The sequence below is a fragment of the Amycolatopsis sp. NPDC003731 genome, assembly GCF_053586895.1.
Genome location: NZ_JBSFNC010000086.1, coordinates 1 through 19,582 on the forward strand (window position 1 = coordinate 1; position 19,582 = coordinate 19,582).

The following is a 19,582-nucleotide window of genomic DNA, read 5'->3' on the forward strand; positions in this document are numbered from 1 at the left end:
ACCAGGGCATCCGGCAATTCCTGGACATCGGTTCGGGGATGCCGACGGTCGGGCACGTGCACGAAGTCGCCCAAGCCGTCGACGCCAACGCGCGCGTCGTCTACGTCGACAACGAGCCGGTCGCCGTCGCGCACAGCGAGATCGTCCTGGAGGACAACGACAACGCGGCCATGGTGCACGCCGACGCCGAGTTCCCTGACGACGTCCTCGAGCACGACATCACCGAGATGATGCTCGACCTGGACCAGCCGGTGATGGTCGTGATGGCGCTGTTCGTGCACTTCATCCCGGACGAGCGCAACCCGGCCGGGCTGATCGCCGCCTACCGCGACGCGCTCGCGCCCGGCAGCTACCTCGCGCTGTCGTCCGCCACCTACGAGCAGCAGAGCGACGACACGGCCCGTGCGGTCGCGATGTACCAGAAGAGCGCGAACCCGGTGACCCCGCGCTCGGCCGACGAGCTCCGGACGCTGGTCGACGGCTTCGAAATCGTCGACCCGGGCATCGTGTTCATCCCCGAGTGGCGGCCGGACAACCCCGCGGAAATGCCCCCCGACCCCACGGAATGCGGTGGACTGGCCCTGGTGGCCCGCAAGAACTAGACGGCGACCAGCTCCGGCGCGGTCCGCGTCCGCGGGACCAGCGCCGCGAGCAGCGCCCCCGCCAGCGCGGCGAACGCGGCCACGGCGAACGTGGCGCGGAAGCCGAACAGCGACGGCACCGGCAGCCCGCCGACGGTGATGGTCAGCTGGGCCAGCATCGCCGCCATCACCGCGCTGGAGACGGCCGTGCCGACCCCGCGCATCAGGGAGTTCAGGCCGTTCGCCGACGCCGTTTCGGTGATCGGCACCGAACCCATGATCAGCGCGGGCATCGCCGCGTACGCGATGCCGACGCCGGCCCCGATGATCACCGACGCCGTGATCAGCTCGGCGGCGTTGTCCATGAGCACGATGGCGAACGCGTACCCGGCGGCGATCACCAGCGAGCCGCTGATCAGCGTCGGGCGCGGGCCGAACCGGGCGATGAGCCGTGCCGAAACCGGCGAGAGCAGCATCATCACCAGGCCGTTCGGGGCCAGCGTGAGGCCGGACTCGACCAGCGTCTGACCCAGCCCGTAGCCGGTCGACGCCGGCGCCTGCAGCAGCTGCGGGAACGACAACGCCATGGCGTACAGGGCGAAGCCGACCATGATCGACGCGAGGTTCGTGAACAACACCGGGCGGCGCGCGGACACCCGCAGGTCGACCAACGGATCCCGGCGGCGCAGCTGGTAGGCGCCCCAACCGAGCAGGACGACCACGGCGGCCGCGGCCAGCCCGAGCGTCGGGGCGCTGGTCCAGCCCCAGGTGCCGCCCTTGACCACCGGCAGCAGCAGGCAGAGCAGCCCGGCGGCCAGGCCGAAGGCGCCGAAGTAGTCGAACGGCGCCGGCGTCCGCACCGGCGACTCGGGCACCACGGTGAGGATCAGCAGCGCGCAGGCCAGCCCGAGCCCGGCGGCGGTCCAGAAGAGCACGTGCCAGTCGGCGTTCTCGGCGACCACGGCCGCGACCGGCAGCCCGATGGCGCCGCCGACCCCGAGCGTCGCGCTCATCAGCGAGATCGCGCCGCCGACGCGTTCGGGCGGCAGTTCGTCGCGCATGATGCTGATGCCGAGCGGGATGACGCCCATCGCGCAGCCCTGCAGCCCGCGGCCGAGGATCTGGAAGGCGAGCGCGCTGGTCGTCGCGGACACGACCGAGCCGGCGATGAGCAGCCCGAGGCTGACGAGGATCATCCGCCGTTTGCCGTAGAGGTCGCCGAGCCGCCCGCTGACGGGGGTGACGACGGACGCGGCCAGCAGCGTCACGGTGACCACCCAGGAGGCATCGGCCGGGGACGCGTGCAGCAGCCGCGGGAAAACCGGGATCAGCGGCACGACCAGCGTCTGCATGAAGGACGCAACGAGCCCGCACGAGGCGAGCACCACGACGATCGCCCGGCCGGAACGGGACACCACCACACCCCCAGTGTGTGTTTAGTACGCGTCATGCAACTTCATGCACTGTACCTACGGGGTGACGGGTTTCCGTACGAGTGGCGGTTTCGTCACAGCCAGGTGCGGACGCCTCCATGGCCGGAGCAGGTGCCCGAGCGGTGCTGGCTGTAGCTGTAGGTGCCGTCCTTGCAGAGGGCCGTGGCGCCGGCCGGGTTGTCACTGGGCCGGTGGACGCAGTTGCCGTCCGAGTTCCGGTAGTAGTCGGCACCGCACTCGGCCGGCTTCGGGGCGGCCTGCGCGGTGGTGCGCGGGGCGGTGGTCCGCGGCGTGGTCGCCTTCGGAGCGGTCACCTTGGGTGCGACCGTCTTCGGCGCCTCCGGGGTCGTGGTGGCCACCGGCGCTTCGGACGTCGTCGGCGCCGACGTCGACGTCTCCGTCGGCGCCGAATACGCCGGGATCGAATACGCCGACGTGGTGGGGGCGACCACCCCGAGGTTCCCGGCGTCCTTGGGCGGCACGGTGCCGGCCCCGCAGCCCGCGACCAGCACACCCGCGACCAGCACCGCACCGAACTTCATCCGCATGCCGACTCCCTTAGCATCACGAAGCAATGCCGAAGAGTCGATCGAACGCGCCCGGTTGTTACGCCGATTCTCCTAAACTCGCCGTATGTCCTGGTTGCGCCGGTTCGCAGTGGAGCTCACGGTCACCGTGACCGTGCTCGCCGGCTCGCTCTTCGCCGTGCTGGGGGACCGTCCAGAGCCCCCGCGCCACGCCGCGCTCGGCTGGGTGCTCACCGTCCTCGCCTGTGCTGCCCTCTTCTTCCGCCGCCCCTTCCCCCTGACCGTCGCCGCGGTCACGCTCGGCTGTTGCGCCCTCTACTACCCGCTCACCGATCCCGACGGCCTCGTCCTGCTCGCCTTCGCCTACGCCCTCTACAACGCCGCCGCGGCCGGGCGGATTCGCGGGGCCGCGCTGCTCGTCGTCGCCGCGATGGCCGGGGTCACCGCCGGGGAAATCGCCTCGCGGACCGGGCGGCACGTCGACAACTTCGCCTTCTTCCTGATGACCGGCTGGTTCGTCGCCCTGGTCGCGGGCGGCGCCGTCGCGCACTACCGCGCCGAAGCCGAGCGCACCAAGGAGGCCGAGGCCCGGGCCCGCGCCACCGACGAACGCCTGCGCATCGCCCGCGAGCTGCACGACGTCCTCGGCCACCACCTCGCGCTGATCAACGTCCAGGCCGGCGCCGCGCTGCACCGCCGTGACCCCGGGCAGGCCGAGGAAGCGCTCGGCGCCATCAAGGACGCCAGCAAGACCGCACTCCAGGAGTTGCGCACGACGCTCGGCATGCTCCGCGCCACCGACGGGCCGAGCCTCCAGCGGGTCGCGGAGCTGGCCGAATCGGTCGGCGCCTCCGGGCTGACCGTGCGCACCGAGATCGACGGGGTCGCCCGGGATCTGCCGCCGGACGTCGAGCACGCCGCGTTCCGGGTGGTCCAGGAGGCGCTGACGAACGTCGCCAAGCACGCCGGCGCGAAGACCGTCGTCGTCCGGCTCGGCTACGGCGCCGACGAGCTGTCCGTGCAGGTCGACGACGACGGCCGCGGCGGCGCGGCGCCGGCGGGCAACGGCATCCACGGGATGGCCGAACGCGCGCGGGCCCTCGGCGGCGAGCTGACCGCGGCGCCGCGCGAAGACGGCGGTTACCGCGTGCGCGCCCGGCTGCCGGTGCGATGATGGGCCGATGATCCGGGTCCTGATCGTCGACGACCAGCGGCTCGTCCGCGCCGGCTTCCGGTCCATTTTGGACGGGGAGGACGACATCTCCGTCGTCGCCGAGGCCGCGGACGGACGCGAGGCATTGCAGGCCGCGCACGACCACCACCCCGACGTCGTGCTGATGGACATCCGGATGCCGGTGCTCGACGGCCTCGCCGCCACCCGGCACCTCCTCGAAGACCCGGGCGTGCGGACCAAGGTCGTCATCCTCACGACGTTCGACCTCGACGAGGACGTCTACGGCGCGCTGCGGGCGGGCGCGAGCGGGTTCCTGGTCAAGGACACCGAGCCCGAGGAGCTGATCCACGCCGTGCGCGTGGTCGCCCGCGGCGACGCGCTGCTGGCGCCGTCGATCACCCGGCGGCTGATCGCGGAGTTCGCCGCACGCGGCACCCGGCCGGCGCCGTCCCCGGCGCTCGACCGGCTCACCGACCGCGAGCGCGAGGTGCTGTCCCTGGTCGCGGCCGGGCTGTCGAACGACGACATCGCGCGCGAGCTCACGCTGAGCCCGGCCACAGCGAAAACGCACGTCAGCCGCATCATGACCAAGACCGGCACGCACGATCGCGCGCAACTGGTCGTCCTCGCCTACGAGTCCGGCGCGGTGACGCCGCGGTGGCTGGCGCCCTGACCCGTACTCCCCCGGGTGTACGGGACCGGCCTTAGGGGACACCGCCGGGAGCACGTGAAGTGTCCTCCGCTGCGCGACGCGCGGTAGGGCCCTGCTCGCGAATCCTTGTCCACCATGGACACCATCACTCGTACCTCCGGGGGCGGCCTGGCGCGGCTGGCCGGCTGGGCGCAGCGCCACCGGTGGCTCGCCGTCGCGCTCTGGGCGCTGGTCCTCATCGGCGTCACGTTCACCTCGCAGCTGGCCGGCAGCGCGTTCCACGACGACAACTCGTTGCCCGGCACCGAATCCCAGCAGGTCGTGGACCTGCTCGAGAACTCCGCGCAGTCCGGCGCGAGCGCGCAGATCGTGCTGAAAGCCGACAGCGGGCTCGCCGCCAACCGGGCGTCGATCGACACCATGCTCGGCGAAGTCCGGTCCCTGCCGCACGTGCGGTCGGTGACCGAGACGACGCTCTCGCCCGACGGACGGATCGGTTACGCCACCGTCACTTTCGACGCGGCGTCGACCGATCTCCCCTACGACGACATCGTGAAGTTCGCCGACACCGCCAAGCGGGCCGGGCCGGTCGAGGTCGCGCTCGCCGGGGACCCGATCGAGCGGATCTCCGGAGGCGGCGGTCCCGCGGAGGGGGTCGGCTTGCTCGCCGCGCTGGTCATCCTCGTGTTCCTGTTTCGCTCGCTGCTCGCGGCCGGGCTACCGGTCATCACCGCGGTGTTCGCGGTCGGCAGCACGCTGGGCGTGATCACGGTCGTCTCGCACTTCGTCGACATCGCGAGCTACACCTCGCCGCTGATGATGCTGGTCGGGTTCGGCGTCGGCGTCGACTACGCGCTGCTCATCTTTTCCCGCTACCGCACGGAAATCCTCGCCGGCCACGACCGCGAGCCGGCGGCCCGGCGAGCCCTCGACACGGCCGGCCGCTCGGTCCTGTTCGCCGGGACGACGGTGATCATCGCCCTGCTCGGCCTCCTCGCGCTGGGACTCGGCGGGCTGCGCGGGGTCGCGTTGTCCGTCGCGCTGACGGTCCTGATGACGATGCTCGCGTCCGTGACGCTCCTGCCCGCGCTGCTGTCGTTGTTCGGCAAGCGGCTCGAGCGCGGGATCCGCCGGCAGGCTCTTCGGAAGGAGCCCGGCAAGGCGTGGCGACGGCTCGCCGACAGCGTCCAACGGCGTCCGCTGGCGCCACTGGCGCTCGGCTTGATCGTCCTCATCGGACTGTCCATTCCGGCCGCCGGCATGCGGCTCGGGTTCGCCGACGCGAGCACCGACCCGGCCGGTTCCACCACGCGCAAGGCCTACGACCTGCTGGCCGAGGGCTTCGGCCCGGGCTTCACCGGCCCGCTCGCGATCGTGACCGAAGACGGCGACACCGGTGCGCTGCAGCAGAAACTGGCGTCGACACCGGGCATCGCCCAGGTCCTGCCGCCGATGGGCCGGACGGTTCTGGTGTTCCCGACGACGTCACCCCAGGACGAGGCCACCGCCGATCTGGTGACGCGGCTGCGTACCGAAGTCCTCCCGACGCTGCCGGGCCACTACCTCGTCGGCGGTTCGGTCGCGGCGGCGACGGACTTCGCGGACGCCGTCGCGGACCGGCTGCCGCTGTTCGTGCTGGTCGTCGTCGGGTTGTCGGCGTTGCTGCTGATGGTGGTGTTCCGCTCGGTGCTGATCCCGCTCAAGGCGGCGCTGCTGAACTTGCTGAGCATCGGCGCTTCGCTCGGCGTGATGACCTTGGTGTTCGGCGACGGCTGGTTCGGCGCGCAGCCGGGCCCGATCGAGGCGTTCGTCCCGGTGATGATCTTCGCGATCGTCTTCGGGCTGTCGATGGACTACGAGGTGTTCCTGGTGTCCCGCATGCACGAGGAGTGGCGCCGCACGGGCAACGCCCAGTTGGCGGTGCGCGAAGGCCTGGCCTCGACGGGGGCGGTGATCACCGCCGCGGGCGCGATCATGGTCCTGGTGTTCGGAGCGTTCCTGCTCGACCCATCCCGCATGCTGGCCCAGTTCGGCCTCGGCCTGGCGGTCGCGGTCCTGCTGGACGCACTGGTGATCCGCTGCTTGGTCGTCCCGGCGATCATGCGGCTGCTGGGTGCCCGCGCGTGGTGGCTGCCGAAGTGGCTGGATCGGCGGCTGCCGCACTTCGCGCTGGAGCCGTGACGTGGCGCCCCGGCGCCCGGCAATGCGCTCAACAGCTTCGGCCGAACATCTCAAAGATCACTCACAGTGAGTTTACCTTTACGGTGAACAACCGGTTGAGCGGCAGACAACATCGTGCGCCGTCGGGTGAATTGGAGTGGAGGGACGTCCAGGACGAACGGGGAGGGACACCCGCGATGCTCGAAGATCCGTTGGAACAGCTCCGGCAGCAGGCTCACGTGACGATCGAATCCACCCAGGATCTCGCCTGGCGAGTCGAGCGAGCCGCGCACAAGGTGGCCGAAAAGCGGGCTGAGGAAGAGAAGGAGGCGGTTCCCCGCAAACCCGCACTGACGCCGCTTTCGCCTGTTCTGCACCACCGCGGGATGGTCGCCACGCCGTGGGAACTGCTTCACACGCTCGGACGCGCGACCGTACTCGCCGGGCAGACCCCTTCTCGTGGCCTGTCCCAGCATTGGAACTACCTCCGGTATCTGACGACCCTGCAAGCCGACCACCACGGTCGCATGGAGCTCTCCGCCAACGGGAAGCTTCAGCGTTACCACCGCAAAACCGTCCAGGCGCAAGATCTCGGAGCGGCGTTCGCCCTCCGGGCAGCGCGGGAAATCCTCTCCCGGCAGCACCCCGGCCACCACTTCGAAGTCGTCGACGCGGAAGTCGCGCTGGAGGCGGGCTGGGCCCTCCGCGGCAAGGAATCGAAAGGCAGGTACCTCACCCAGACCCGGCCCGGCTACTTCCTCATCGGGAAGAAGCCGGGCAGCCCGCTCCGGCTCGTCGTCGTCGAGTGCCGGGGCACGCACGGCAAGGCTGGTATGCAGCACGACCAGCTGGCTCGGGCCGCGGAACGGGTGCAGGCCTTCGCGCTCGACGGTGCACCGGCGCCCAGCCTGCTGATGTCGACGGCGCTTGCCGGGGACGGCGGTATCGGGCTGGGACTGCTCGACCCACCCGGTGACGGAGTGCTCCAGGAGCCTGGCGCCGGGCTCCCGGATCCGACCGGGCCGGCGGAGCAGCTGAATCTGTTCCCACAGATTCCTCAGGTCATGGAAGACGACACCGCCGGTACTCGGCCGGGGTTCAACGTCCGTGCGGTCGATTACGAATGGTTCTCCCGCGTACTGGTGAGGACCGCGGCAGCCGCGGTCCTCACCTTCGTCGGCGACCGGGAGAGCGCCGCTCACTACCTGACCCCGCGGCAGCAGATCCGGCTTGGTGACGACTACTCCCAGCACGCCACGAACGCCGAATGCGATGTCCGCGTCGACCTCGGCGGTGTGGAGCTCGTCGGCACCGACCACGTCTTCCGCCTCGATCGACGGCGGGTCGAAGTCTTCTCGGGCATCCCCGAGGTGCTTCACACGCTCCTCGCCCGGGACAAGGATCTGGGGTCCTACCTCGTGGAAGCTCCGCGGATGTTCGCGCGGTGGGCCGGGCGTTCCGCCGCTGCGGAAGGGGACTGGGGCGGAGTCGTCTCGATGGACGGAGACGGCACCGTCTTGGCGCTCCGCTGGCTCGGCGAAGGGCGGCGAGAACTCCGATCCACCTGACCCCGGACACGTTGAAGGGCCGCCACCGGAATCCGATGGCGGCCCTCTCCACGTCAGCCGTTATTCGTAGATCTCGCCCTTGGCGGCCTTCTCCACCAGCGACGCCGGCGGCTCGAAGTGGTCGCCGTACCGGGCGGCCAGCTCACGGGCTCGGTCGACGAAGCCCTGCAGGCCACCCTCGTACTGGTTGATGTACTGGATGACGCCACCGGTCCAGGCCGGGAAGCCGATGCCGAAGATCGAGCCGATGTTGGCGTCGGCCACCGATGTCAGCACGCCCTCGTCGAAGCACTTCACCGTCTCGAGGGCCTCGGCGAAGAGCATCCGCTCCTTGAGGTCCTCGAACGGCACCTCGGCCGAGCCCGACTTGAACGCGTCACGCAGCCCCGGCCACAGGCCGACGCGCTTGCCTTCGGCGTCGTACTCGTAGAAGCCCGCGCCGGTCGAACGGCCCTTGCGGTCGAACTCCTCGACCATCCGGTCGATCACGGTCTCCGACGCGTGCGCCTTCCATGTGCCGCCCGCGGCCTCGACCGCTTCGCGAGTCTCCTTGCGGATCTTGCGCGGCAGGGTCAGCGTCAGCTCGTCCATCAGCTGCAGCGGCGGCGCCGGGTAGCCGGCCTGCGAACCCGCCTGCTCGATCGACGCCGGCTCGACGCCCTCGCCCAGCGCGGCGACGGCCTCGTTGATGAACGTGCCGATCACGCGCGAGGTGAAGAAGCCGCGGCTGTCGTTGACGACGATCGGGGTCTTCTTGATCTGCAGCGTGTAGTCGAAGACCTTGGCCAGCGTCGCCGGCGACGTCTTCTCGCCGCAGATGATCTCGACCAGCGGCATCTTGTCCACCGGCGAGAAGAAGTGGATCCCGATGAAGTCCTCGGTGCGCTGCACGCCCTCGGCGAGGGTGGTGATCGGCAGCGTCGAGGTGTTCGAGCCCAGCACGGCGTCGGCGTTGACGATGCCCTCGATCTCGCCGAACACCTTGTGCTTCAGCTCGACGCTCTCGAACACGGCCTCGATGACGAAGTCGACGCCCGCGAAGTCGGCCGGGTCGGCGGTCGGCTTGATCTTGGCCAGCAGCGCGTCCGACTTCTCCTGCGTGGTCTTGCCGCGCGAGAGGGCCTTCTGCTCCAGTTTCTCCGCGTAACCCTTGCCCTTTTCGGCCGCCTCCTGCGAGACGTCCTTGAGGACGACGTCGATGCCGGCCTTCGCCGACACGTACGCGATCGCGGCGCCCATCATGCCCGCGCCCAGGACGCCCACCTTGCGAGCCGTGTACTTCTCGAAGCCGTCCGGCCGCGAGCCGCCGGAGTTGATGGTCTGCAGGTCGAAGAAGAACGCCTTCGTCATGTTCTTCGAGACCTGGCCGGTGGCGAGGTGGATGAAGTAGCGCGTCTCGATCTGGATCGCGGTGTCGAAGTCGACCTGCGCGCCCTCGATCGCGGCGGCCAGGATCGCCCGCGGCGCCGGCATGTTCGCGCCCTTGATCTGCTTGCGCAGGTTCGCCGGGAACGCCGGGAGGTTGGCCGCGAAGCTCGGGTTCGACGGGGTGCCGCCCGGGATCTTGTAGCCCTTGACGTCCCACGGCTGCACGCCGCCCTCGGGGTTCGCCTTGATCCACGCCTTCGCGGCGGGGACGAGCTCCTCGACCGTGCCGACGAGCTCGTGCACCAGGCCAAGCTCCAGCGCCTTGGCCGGCCGGTGCCGCTGGCCCTGGAGCAGGACGTTCAGCAGCGCGCTCTGGATGCCGAGCAGGCGCACGGTGCGGACCACGCCACCGCCGCCGGGCAGCAGGCCCAGCGTCACCTCGGGCAGGCCGATCTGGCTGCCCTTGACGTCGGCGGCGATGCGGTGGTGCGTCGCCAGCGCGATCTCCAGGCCGCCGCCGAGCGCGGCGCCGTTGATCGCCGCGACGACCGGCTTGCCGAGCTGCTCGATGCGGCGCATCTGCCCCTTCATCAGGGTGCTGCCCTCGGTCAGCTCGACGGCGTGCTCGGGCTTGGCCTGGATGAGGTCGTTGAGGTCGCCGCCGGCGAAGAACGTCTTCTTGGCGGACGTGATGACAACACCGGTGATGTTGTCCTTCTCCGTTTCGAGGCGGTCGACCGTGACACCGAGCGACTCGCGGAAGTCGGCGTTCATCGTGTTCGCCGACTGGTTCGGGTCGTCCAGGGTCAGGGTGACGATGCCGTCTTCGTCCTGCTCCCAGCGGATGGTCTTGCTTTCAGCCATTTCGGTCCTCACACCCGCTCGATGATGGTCGCGACGCCCATGCCGCCGCCGATGCACAGGGTCACCAGGGCGCGGCGCGCCTGGCGGCGTTCCAGCTCGTCGACCACGGTGCCGACCAGCATCGCGCCGGTGGCGCCGAGCGGGTGGCCCATGGCGATCGCGCCGCCGTTGACGTTGACCTTCTCCTCGTCGAGGTGCAGGTCCTTGATCCACTTGAGCACGACGGAGGCGAACGCCTCGTTGAGCTCCCACAGGTCGATGTCCTCGGGCTTGAGACCCGCGGTCTTCAGCACCTTCTCGGTGGCCGGGGTGGGCCCGGTGAGCATGATCGTCGGCTCGGAGCCGATCGACGCGGTGGCCACGATCCGGGCGCGCGGGGTCAGCCCGAAGGTCTTGCCGACCTGCTCGGAGCCGACGAGCACCAGCGCGGCGCCGTCGACGATGCCGGAGGAGTTGCCGCCGGTGTGGACGTGGTTGATCTTCTCGACCGAGTGGTACTTCTGCAGCGCGACGGCGTCGAAGCCGCCCAGCTCGCCGATGCCGGCGAAGGCGGGCTTGAGCTTGCCGAGGCTCTCGACGGTGGAGCCGGGACGGCGGTGCTCGTCGTGGTCGAGGACGGTGACGCCGTTGATGTCCTTGACCGGCACGACGGACTTCGCGAAGTAGCCGCCGGACCAGGCGGCCTCGGCGCGGTCCTGCGAGCGGACGGCCCAGCGGTCGACGTCCTCGCGGGAGAAGCCCTCGATGGTCGCGATCAGGTCGGCGCCGGTGCCCTGCGGGACGATGTAGTTGTCGTAGGCGGTGGCCGGGTCCATGAACAGCGCGCCGCCGTCGGAACCCATCGGCACGCGCGACATCGACTCGACGCCGCCGGCGATGATCAGGTTGTCCCAGCCGGAGCGCACCTTCTGCGCGGCGGTGTTGGTGGCCTCGAGGCCGGAGGCGCAGAAGCGGTTGAGCTGCACGCCGGCGACGGTCTCGGGCAGGCCCGCGTTGAGGGCGGCGGTGCGCGCGATGACGGCGCCCTGCTCACCGACGGGCGAGACGACGCCGAGGACGATGTCGTCGATCGCCTGCGGATCGAGGTTCGGGTGGCGGACCTTGAGTTCGTTGATCAGGCCGACCACCAGGTCGACCGGCTTGGTGCCGTGCAGGGCACCGCCCTTGTTCTTGCCGCGAGGCGTGCGGATCGCCTCGTAGATGTAGGCCTCGCTACTCACAGAACAACTCCTCGCGAGCGTGTGGACGTCGTCGTGCCATGGCCGATGATACCGGCCAGTAGGGCTAATGGCCATTAACATATCGCCGGATAACCCCATGGTGTCAATGGGTTGCAGGTGTGCCGTTAACCGCTATCGTTCACTCACCATGACCGACTCAGTGCGTAGCGCGCGCCCCCGCGACCGCAAGGCCCAGCTGGCCGCGGTGGCGGCGGAGCTGTTCCGCGCCCGGGGCTTCCCCGGAGTCGGCATCAAGGACATAGCGGACGCGGCGGGCGTAACGGGGCCGGCGTTGTACCGCCACTTCGCGGACAAGCAGGCAATCCTGGCGTACGTGGTCCTGAGCGGCTTCGACGACATGGAAGCGGCGACGGCGGAGGCCCTGTCGGACTCGGTCCCCCCGGCTGACCAGCTCCATTCCCTCCTCGACCGGCTCGCCGCCCAGGCGGTCGAGCGGCGCGAGATCGCGGCCTTGTGGCGCTGGGAGGGCCGTCACCTGCCGAAGGAGGACCAGCGCGAGATCGCCCGCCGATCAGCGCTGGCCTTGGCGGCGTGGTCGAAGGCCCTCCAGGCCCAGCGTCCGGAGCTGCCGGCCGAGGACGCCGAGCTCCTGTGCTGGGCGGCCCTGTCGGTGTTCGGCAGCGTGTCGGTCCACCACACATCAGTGGCGCGTCGCCGCTTCGCTGCGTTGTTGGTCGAGCTGGCCTGGGATGTGCTGAACACCACACTCCCCGAACCGTCGTCTCCTCCTCCCGCGGTCGCATCGAGCCTGGGCAAGCCCTCCCGCCGCGAGCAGGTGTTGGCGGAGGCAACGGCCCTGTTCGCCCAGAGGGGCTTCCACGACGTGAGCATGGAGGACATCGGAGCGGCGGCGGGCATAGCGGGGCCTAGCGTGTACCGCCACTTCCCCAGCAAGGCGGCTTTGATGGTGGCAATCGGCCACCGAGCGGCGGACAGGCTGGCCCTGGCGGCGGAGCTGGCGTTGCAGACTTCGGACGAGCGCTCGGCCTTGCGCCGCCTGGCGGCGTCGTATGTACACACGATCTTGCACACGCCGGAGCTGCTGGTGTCGTTCTCGGCGGACCGCGTGACGATGCCAGACCGGGACAAGGTTGACCTCCTGCGGGTGCAGCGGGACTACGTGGCCCAGTGGGTGACGCTGCTGTCAGCGGTGCGGCCGGAGCTGCCGCCGAGGGAAGCAAAGATCACGGTCCACGCGGCGCTGACCATTGCCAACGACCTGGCACGCACCCGCCGGGTGGCGTCGAGGCCGAGCTTCGAGCCGGAGCTGACCGCATTGCTCCACACCGTTCTCGGTGTCCCCTGATCGGCGCACAGCATCGGTCCCTGTCGCAACCGCCGGAAATGCGGGACAATCAAGCCGGGCCGGCGGGGTCCGCTCTCCATGCGAGAGGGGAAATGGTGGAGCAACGAGGAAACGGGATCCGGATTCCACACACCCGTCCGGCTTTTGCGCCCGTCCACCCCGACGTTCGGCGCCGTGCAGTGCGACATCCGGCGCAACCGCGTTCGTGAGCACTGCGCACCCGCCGCCGATCCGGAAACGAACCACCATCGGCCACGAGGAGCAATCATGCAGGCACGACACCGCACCGAGGAACCGGCGGTCGAATCGGAGCTCGTCGACCTCGGCGGAGTGTCGCTGATCGAGCTTCGCACTCTCGGGGGACCGAGACTCCGGAGTTCCTTGCGGCATGCCGTGGAACGGGCCTCACACATCCGGGTGACCGCCAGCGGCAGCGGCAACAACGCGCAGCGCGTCGACTGACCACGATGGTGACGGGACCGAGCACCTGCGGAGAACTCCCTACGCATCACTTTTCGTGGGCGGATTTCGACGCTCTGGCCCGAGCGGAAAGCACCCCGTCGCAGATTCCGAATCTGCGCGCGGCTGAACGGAGCAGACGGCTGCTCCTGATTCGTGGAATCATCGACGAAGCCACAAAGGCGCCAGAGCTGTACGAACCGCTGGCGTCACCCGACTCCGCCTGGGAATTACTGGCCAAGACCGAGCAGGCTGCTCCCGCGGCATTGGAAGCGATCCTGGCCCATCCCTACACCGGTAGCTGGGCGGGGTACACGATCCGGCTGTGCCGGCACGACGTCAGCGGTGTCTTCCCGTTCTGGGTGCACTTGGGCCACCTCCACAGCCTGGCCGCGGCGGCCGCCATCCGCGCGGGCATCACGTTCGAGACGTCCGTCCCCTGCTGGCAGGGCAATGTATTCCTGCCGACGCTGGGCATGGCCGGGCTGAGATCCGCGCAACCGTTCGGTGTCGCGCACATCCGCGGCCGAGACGGCGCTTTCGAGGTGTGGAACAGCGCAGCCCGGGTCCGCGTGCCGTCCGCACGCACTCCGGACACCGAACACTGGTCGGGCATTCGGGAAGCGGTGACGTGGGCGGGCGAGCGGCGGCTGGCGGTCAAGCTCGACGACGTCGACCCCTACCGGGGACTCTACGGGCCGATACCGCCCCAGCGGCTCGACGCCGCCACCCTCGAGTCGTGGCGGACCGTGCTCGACGACGCCTGGCGGCTGCTGGCCGGCCGCGTGCCGGAGTTCGCCGAGGCGATTCAGGGAGGGCTCGACTCATTGGTGCCGGATCCGCCGGTGCCGTTCCGGCTGCCGAGCGCGTCGACCGGTGAAGCCTTCGGAAGCGCCATAATGGCGTATGGCGCCGATCCCGCTCAGCTAGCCGCGGCACTGGTGCACGAGTTCCAGCACATCCGGCTCGGCGGCCTGCTGCATCTCGTCCCCCTGACCGTGGACGATCCCCGCGAACGGCTTTACGCGCCGTGGCGGCCCGATCCCCGGCCCATCGGCGGTGTCATCCACGGCATCTACGCCTTCTTCGGCGTGACGGCGTTCTGGCGTGCCGTCGCCGCCGACGATCCGGAGAATCCGCTCGCCTCGTTCGAGTTCGCGCTTTGGCGTGCTCAGACCTGGCGGACGGTCAGGGCGGTCCGGGCCGACGAAAGCCTCACGCCGGCGGGCCGTCGCTTCCTCGGGTGCGTCGCCACCCGGCTCTCGCCGTGGCAGCACGAGCCGATCCACCACCACAGCGCCTTCCTCGCCGGCTTGGCCGCCCAGGATCACTATGCAGCTTGGCGCGCACGCCACCTGCGGCCGGATCCACAGCTCGTGGCCTCATTCGCCGATGCCTGGGTCGGACGGCGTCCGCCCTCGTTCGCGGGCCCGCTTCCCGAGCCGGGGCCGCCGACCCCGGTGCCGGACGGCACGTGGCCCGACGCGCGCACCGACCTGCTCCGGATCCGCTTCGGACCTGGCGGTGGCTCCGCTTTGCCGGCGAGGGGTCCGACGGTGCCGGGAGCGACGTCGGCGGACGTGCTGTTCGCGAGCGGCCGCTATTTCGAGGCCGCCGACAGCTACCGGCAACTCCTTGCCGCGAATCCGGATGACCCCTCCGCCCTGGTCGGATTGGGCCTCGCAATGGCCGCGAGAAGCACCGGACCGGCCACGCGCGCCCTGCTGCACCACCCGGAGCTGGTCCGGGCGGTGCACCGGCTGGTGCGCGCGGCAGTCACCGTGCCACCTTCGGTCGAAGCGGTCGCCGGCTGGCTGGGCAAGGTGGTCTACTGACCCCTCAAAGCGGCATCGGATCGATGTCGCAGTCCGCTCGGGTCTTCTTCGACGCTGCGATCGTGCCCGGGTGGGTCTCACCGAGCACCAGGCGGTAACGGGTCATGACGTCTTCGTAGAGCTCCCCCGCCTCCACCTCCCGTCCGAGGGCGATCAGGTCGAGAACGCGGTTGAGCTGAACGGCCAGCGTAGTCGGATGGTCGGCGCCGAGCACGCGGCGGGACCGCTCGAGCAGTTCCGCGTCGAGCTCCGCCGCCTCTTCCACCCGATCGAGCGCGGCCCAGTCGCTCGCGACATCGATGGCGCACACGATGGTGTGCGGGTGGTCTTCGCCCAGCGCGGCACGGAATTGCTCGAGCGCGCGCTCGTCGAGCACCCTGGCCGCGGCGGGGTCGCCGCCGAGCCGCAGCGTCACGCCGAGGTCGAGGGCCGCCGAAAGCGTGTGGGGATGGTTCTCGCCCAGATTCTGGCGATAGAGGTTGAAGACCTCTTCGCCGCGCTTTTTCGCCTCAGTCAACATCCGGGCGTGCCTCAAGTCGATGGAATGTCCCAGCGCGCAAGCCATCGCGTTCGGGTGGTCGTTGCCGTAGCGAGTCCGGAACCGCTCCAGAGCATCGCCGGAAAGGGCCAATGCGGCTTCGTGATCACCGTCTTTGCGACACGCCACCGACTGGAAGTACCGGCGCCGCAGCGTCCCGACGCTGTCCCCGCCGTACATCTGCTCCGCGCGCTCGGCGATGCGCTCCTGCTCGATCCGGGCCCACGGATAGTCGCCGAGCTCCCGCCGGGCGAGCACCAGCAGCACCTGGGTGGCGATCGGACCGACGTTGTCATAGCCGAAGACCTCGACGCTGCGAGCGTAGATCTCTTCGGCGAGGTCGCGCGCAGCGCGGTAGTCGCCGACGAGCAGCAAGGCCACCACGAGGTCGTGGCCGGCGCTGATCGTCGTCGGGTCGTCCTCGCCGAACAGGCCGCGGCTCTTGGTGTAGACGTCTTGGTTGAACTCCCGGGCCTCGGCGAACTCACCGCGCGCCTTGAGGATCATCGCGAACGTCCGCTGGGCGTTCAGCGCTTCCTCGCTGTTGGGTCCCCTGGTCTCCCGGTACCAGTCGAGGGTGCGCCGGCTGACCTCGGCGGCCTCTGAGTAATGCCCGACCGTCCAGAGGTAGAAGCCGAGCCGTTCGGACGCCTCCATCTCGAGCGCAGGCACTTCCTCCAACGGCTCCTCGCCGCGGGCTTCCCGCTCCTTCCGGTCGCGCTGCCACGCTTCGACCGCGCGTTCCGCCAAGGTGAGCGCGCCCTGGTGGTCACCCCACGAATACAGGAACCGCATGAGGTTGAGCACCAGCTGCCGCACCCACAGATCGGTGCACTCGAGCAGTTCTGCGTCGTAGATGTGCGGCAGGATTTCCTGGTACCGCGGCCATTGCCGCGACGAAGCCGGGTCGTTCGGGTCCAGCCTCGCGAGCAGGAGGTGAGCGCCGTGGCGCATCTCCCGCCGGTGCTGTTCACTCATCCGATTGCGAAGGACGAGCTGAACCAGCCGGTGCAGGAGCAGTGTGTCGCTGCGGTGGTCGATCTTCGCGAGACCGTAGCGGTTGATGTCGCGAACGGCACGGCCGAGCCGCATCGGGTCGCGGAGTGCCGAATCGAGCTCCGGTGACACCGAGATACCGCGCACGCCGGTGAACAAGCTCCGGGAAATGGGCTCAGGGGCGAAGAAAGCGCATACTTGCAGGAGCTGGTGCGCGGCCGGATTGCTCGAGCTCAGCTGGTCGAAGGATACGTTCCACGCCGCAGCCACGGAAAGCTCGTAGTCGGTCGGAGAGGAAGTGTCCAGGATTTCGTTCACCTTTTCGTCGAATAGCCGAAGGTATTCGACGGCGGGCATTCCGGTCTCGGCCAGCCAGGCCGCAGCCTGATCGATACCCAAGGGCAGGTCGCCCAATTTTTCGGCAATTCGATCGGCGTCTTCTTCGGACAACGCCAGCCTGCGCATGGTGAGCAGCTTTCGGCTTTCCTCGCGCCGGAACACAGCCACTTCCAGAGGCCGAGCAATACCAGCCCAGCTGGGGTTTCGCGAAGTCACCAAGATCTGCCCGGGACCGTCGACCGGGAAGAACGGCCGTACCATTTCAGGGTCTTCGGCCGAGTCGAAAACAAGCAACCAGCGCCGGTAGGGCCGCCCCAGCCGCAGCGCTTCACGAACGGCGGGAACCGCGGTGATCGACTCTTCCGCGCCGGGTAGCCGGAGGTGCTGTGCCAGTTCGGTGAGCGAGGTTCGAATCTGAGTGGCCCGGGTGGCCTGGATCCACCACACCACGTCGTAATCTTGCAGATGACGGTAGATGTACTCGACCGCCATCTGCGTTTTGCCGATACCACCCATCCCGTGCAGCGCGGCCGGGAGCACGGCGGTCGTCCCGGCTCCCAGCCGCTGACTCAGCTGGTCCAGCAGCTCGTGTCTGCCGGTGAAATTCGGATTCTTCGGCGGGATGGACCCCCAGATCGGCGGAGCCTCGTCGCCGGTCCGCCGCTCGTACCGTGCGGTAGCTTCGGCTACCGTTGCCACAACCCGAGATCGCACGTTCGGGGGTATATCGTCCACTGGCGGGTGAGTGTCGACTACTTTTTCCTCGACCCCTTCAGAAGCCGGAGTCTTGAGTCCTTCCGACATGGTGTCACTCGCCATTGTGTTCGATTTTTCCTTACCAGGATCCGGAGTTGTTCCCGTTGAGGGCAGACGATGTTCAAGCCTACTAGCTCGAGAGAGATAAGGACCCGACAGGGCTCGCATGAGATCACGCTCGAGAGCAATATCCGAGGGGGTTGCGGTCGGCAGCACCGGATCGGGTGTCGAATCGGGCGCCGCCAGTGCGGCCCGCAGCCGTGCCAACACCGGTAACCGGTCACCGAACTGCCGCGAGGCGGCCAGCACAGCGTGCGCCGTTTCGGACCGCCGCGCCCCGCGCAGCAATGTCTCCCTGACCTGGCCGGAGAATTCCCATTGCGTGCGATCCCACGACGTCTCGCCCCGCACCTGTTCGAGCAGACCGCTCGTGAACACCTCGGCCAGGTCATCGGGACCGGACTCCGGAACCAGCTCCGCCTGCAGCGCGCGGGCGATCCCGATGTCCACCGGTACTGCCGCGAGCAACGTGGCCAGGCGGAACGCGGACGGCGACGCCGAACTGTGGAAGTTCCTGACGCGCTCGGTCGCGGAGCGCTCCCCGAGCGCGGCGTCGGGGTCGACCGGCCTGGGCTCGTCCCGGGCGAGTACGACGGTGGCTTTTCGCGGCGCGGTCCCCGTTCCGGTGACGAGATTCGCCCACCAGCGCAACCACCGATCCCCGAGCTCCAGCACCGGAACCGCCACTGCCCCGGCGGTCAGCTCGGCAGCCTCTTCGCGGTCGAGCAGGGGATCCGCTGGGCGGACGTGGTAGTAGCGGTTGGGCCGGAGAGGCCCCGGCGGAGTCAGGATCGTCTGGTGCACGGCGACGCCTCCGCGCGCCCACAGCCGCTGCGGTAGGAGGTGCACGATCGCGGTCGGCATCGCGCGGGCCCACTGCGCGAGCATCGGGGACACGAGGTCTCGGCGCCAGGCATCGCTGATCCCATCGGTCACCAAGAGCACCAGGCTCCGGCGCGAGGATCCGATCACCTCCCGCGGTCCGCGGGACGGCGCCTCCGAGGTGCCACCGCGCAGCACCGGGCCGAGGACTGCCCCGCCCTCGGCAGTTCCCGTCTTGCCCGTCTCGAGCAATCGGACGCGCAGCGAGCGAAAAGCGCCGAGCCGCTCGATGAGCTGGACGAACGCGTTCACCGTAGGAGTCCACAACACGGTCGAAGGGCTCGAATCGATGACCACGGTCAGATCGAGCCAGCGGCTGCGGCCGGGCCGGGTGACCGGTAACCACGTCCCGGTCTGGGCGGCCCGCTCGGCCGTCCGTTCCTCATCGAGTTCCACGTCGTCAGGATCGGTCGTTCGCACCTTGCGCTTGAACGGGCGCAATGCACGGAGCATCGCGGCCGCACCGGGCAGCACGGGCGTCGAGGAGACACCGAGCGTCGCAGCCTCGCCCACCGGACTCCCGGCCGGCTCGACGACCGACGGTGCAGGAAACCCACCGGGCTCGCCGCCCGGCCCGGCTGAGACCGGACGCTCTTCTTCCCGTGAGACCTTCCCCGAGCCGGCGGCCGGCCATTCCGGCGGCTGCGTGGTTCCGGATTCGGGGTTCGGTTCACCGACGCGGCCTGGATGTCCCGGCGAGTGCGGACGCTCGGGTTCCGCAGCCGACTCCGGCGCACGAGTGGGTGAACGCGCCTCGATCGCTGCCATCAGCCAGAGGCCGTCCCCGAGCTCCGACCAGGTCAGATCGTGGTCGCCCGGGATGGGCTCCGGCCGCGCGACCAT

The 19,582-nt window shown here is 69.5% G+C and carries 13 protein-coding genes; 8 read left to right on the forward strand and 5 right to left on the reverse strand.

The window, feature by feature from the left end:
* The coding region (locus ACWDN5_RS29585; protein WP_449678586.1) for an SAM-dependent methyltransferase at positions 1-602 on the forward strand (602 nt) is incomplete at its 5' end.
* Here ACWDN5_RS29585 and ACWDN5_RS29590 read toward each other — a convergent pair.
* On the reverse strand, positions 599-2,002 hold the full coding sequence (locus tag ACWDN5_RS29590; protein WP_310973297.1) for an MFS transporter: 1,404 nt from the start codon (positions 2,000-2,002) through the stop codon (positions 599-601). The genes ACWDN5_RS29585 and ACWDN5_RS29590 overlap by 4 nt on opposite strands.
* An 86-nt stretch (positions 2,003-2,088) precedes the next feature.
* A complete protein-coding gene (locus tag ACWDN5_RS29595; protein ID WP_449678587.1) occupies positions 2,089-2,562 on the reverse strand; it encodes a DUF3761 domain-containing protein in 474 nt (157 codons plus the stop codon).
* A gap of 85 nt (positions 2,563-2,647) precedes the next feature.
* Between ACWDN5_RS29595 and ACWDN5_RS29600 the strand changes: the two genes are divergently transcribed.
* The 4 genes from ACWDN5_RS29600 to ACWDN5_RS29615 all read left to right on the forward strand — a co-directional run bounded on the left by ACWDN5_RS29600 (position 2,648) and on the right by ACWDN5_RS29615 (position 8,095).
* Positions 2,648-3,715 carry a sensor histidine kinase gene (locus tag ACWDN5_RS29600; RefSeq protein ID WP_449678588.1) on the forward strand — a complete coding sequence of 356 codons (1,068 nt, stop codon included), beginning with the start codon at positions 2,648-2,650 and terminating at the stop codon, positions 3,713-3,715.
* Positions 3,716-3,722: 7 nt separating this feature from the next.
* Positions 3,723-4,388 (forward strand): response regulator, encoded by a 666-nt coding sequence (locus tag ACWDN5_RS29605; protein WP_449678589.1) that lies wholly within the window; start codon positions 3,723-3,725, stop codon positions 4,386-4,388.
* A 114-nt stretch (positions 4,389-4,502) separates the two neighbouring features.
* Positions 4,503-6,548 (forward strand): MMPL family transporter, encoded by a 2,046-nt coding sequence (locus tag ACWDN5_RS29610; RefSeq protein ID WP_449678590.1) that lies wholly within the window; start codon positions 4,503-4,505, stop codon positions 6,546-6,548.
* 176 nt (positions 6,549-6,724) lie between these two features.
* Positions 6,725-8,095, forward strand: coding sequence for a hypothetical protein (locus tag ACWDN5_RS29615; RefSeq protein WP_449678591.1), 1,371 nt, complete (start codon positions 6,725-6,727; stop codon positions 8,093-8,095).
* Between the two features lie 60 nt (positions 8,096-8,155).
* Here ACWDN5_RS29615 and ACWDN5_RS29620 read toward each other — a convergent pair whose 3' ends face one another.
* Both ACWDN5_RS29620 and ACWDN5_RS29625 read right to left on the reverse strand, forming a co-directional pair.
* Complete coding sequence (locus tag ACWDN5_RS29620; protein ID WP_449678592.1) at positions 8,156-10,327, reverse strand: 3-hydroxyacyl-CoA dehydrogenase NAD-binding domain-containing protein; 2,172 nt, start codon at positions 10,325-10,327, stop codon at positions 8,156-8,158.
* Positions 10,328-10,335: 8 nt separating this feature from the next.
* Complete coding sequence (locus ACWDN5_RS29625) at positions 10,336-11,547, reverse strand: acetyl-CoA C-acetyltransferase (protein ID WP_449678593.1); 1,212 nt, start codon at positions 11,545-11,547, stop codon at positions 10,336-10,338.
* Positions 11,548-11,695: 148 nt separating this feature from the next.
* On the opposite strand from ACWDN5_RS29625, the gene ACWDN5_RS29630 reads away from it, so the two are divergent.
* From ACWDN5_RS29630 to ACWDN5_RS29640, 3 genes are all read left to right on the forward strand, one after another.
* Positions 11,696-12,874 (forward strand): TetR/AcrR family transcriptional regulator, encoded by a 1,179-nt coding sequence (locus tag ACWDN5_RS29630; RefSeq protein WP_449678594.1) that lies wholly within the window; start codon positions 11,696-11,698, stop codon positions 12,872-12,874.
* A 267-nt stretch (positions 12,875-13,141) separates the two neighbouring features.
* Complete coding sequence (locus ACWDN5_RS29635) at positions 13,142-13,336, forward strand: hypothetical protein (protein ID WP_449678595.1); 195 nt, start codon at positions 13,142-13,144, stop codon at positions 13,334-13,336.
* 5 nt (positions 13,337-13,341) lie between these two features.
* A complete protein-coding gene (locus ACWDN5_RS29640; RefSeq protein ID WP_449678596.1) occupies positions 13,342-15,168 on the forward strand; it encodes an aKG-HExxH-type peptide beta-hydroxylase in 1,827 nt (608 codons plus the stop codon).
* Between the two features lie 4 nt (positions 15,169-15,172).
* Here ACWDN5_RS29640 and fxsT read toward each other — a convergent pair whose 3' ends face one another.
* Positions 15,173-19,582, reverse strand: a complete 4,410-nt coding sequence (gene fxsT, locus ACWDN5_RS29645) for an FxSxx-COOH system tetratricopeptide repeat protein (protein WP_449678597.1) — start codon at positions 19,580-19,582, stop codon at positions 15,173-15,175.

What these genes read in the sequence shown, in the direction of transcription:
- ACWDN5_RS29635 (WP_449678595.1), top strand. Translation starts at nt 13,142, where the DNA reads ATGCAGGCACGACACCGCACCGAGGAACCGGCGGTCGAATCGGAGCTC.
- ACWDN5_RS29610 (WP_449678590.1), top strand. Translation starts at nt 4,503, where the DNA reads ATGGACACCATCACTCGTACCTCCGGGGGCGGCCTGGCGCGGCTGGCC.
- ACWDN5_RS29600 (WP_449678588.1), top strand. Translation starts at nt 2,648, where the DNA reads ATGTCCTGGTTGCGCCGGTTCGCAGTGGAGCTCACGGTCACCGTGACC.
- fxsT (WP_449678597.1), bottom strand. Translation starts at nt 19,582, where the DNA reads ATGGTCGCGCGGCCGGAGCCCATCCCGGGCGACCACGATCTGACCTGG.
- ACWDN5_RS29595 (WP_449678587.1), bottom strand. Translation starts at nt 2,562, where the DNA reads ATGCGGATGAAGTTCGGTGCGGTGCTGGTCGCGGGTGTGCTGGTCGCG.
- ACWDN5_RS29615 (WP_449678591.1), top strand. Translation starts at nt 6,725, where the DNA reads ATGCTCGAAGATCCGTTGGAACAGCTCCGGCAGCAGGCTCACGTGACG.
- ACWDN5_RS29605 (WP_449678589.1), top strand. Translation starts at nt 3,723, where the DNA reads ATGATCCGGGTCCTGATCGTCGACGACCAGCGGCTCGTCCGCGCCGGC.
- ACWDN5_RS29630 (WP_449678594.1), top strand. Translation starts at nt 11,696, where the DNA reads ATGACCGACTCAGTGCGTAGCGCGCGCCCCCGCGACCGCAAGGCCCAG.
- ACWDN5_RS29620 (WP_449678592.1), bottom strand. Translation starts at nt 10,327, where the DNA reads ATGGCTGAAAGCAAGACCATCCGCTGGGAGCAGGACGAAGACGGCATC.
- ACWDN5_RS29640 (WP_449678596.1), top strand. Translation starts at nt 13,342, where the DNA reads ATGGTGACGGGACCGAGCACCTGCGGAGAACTCCCTACGCATCACTTT.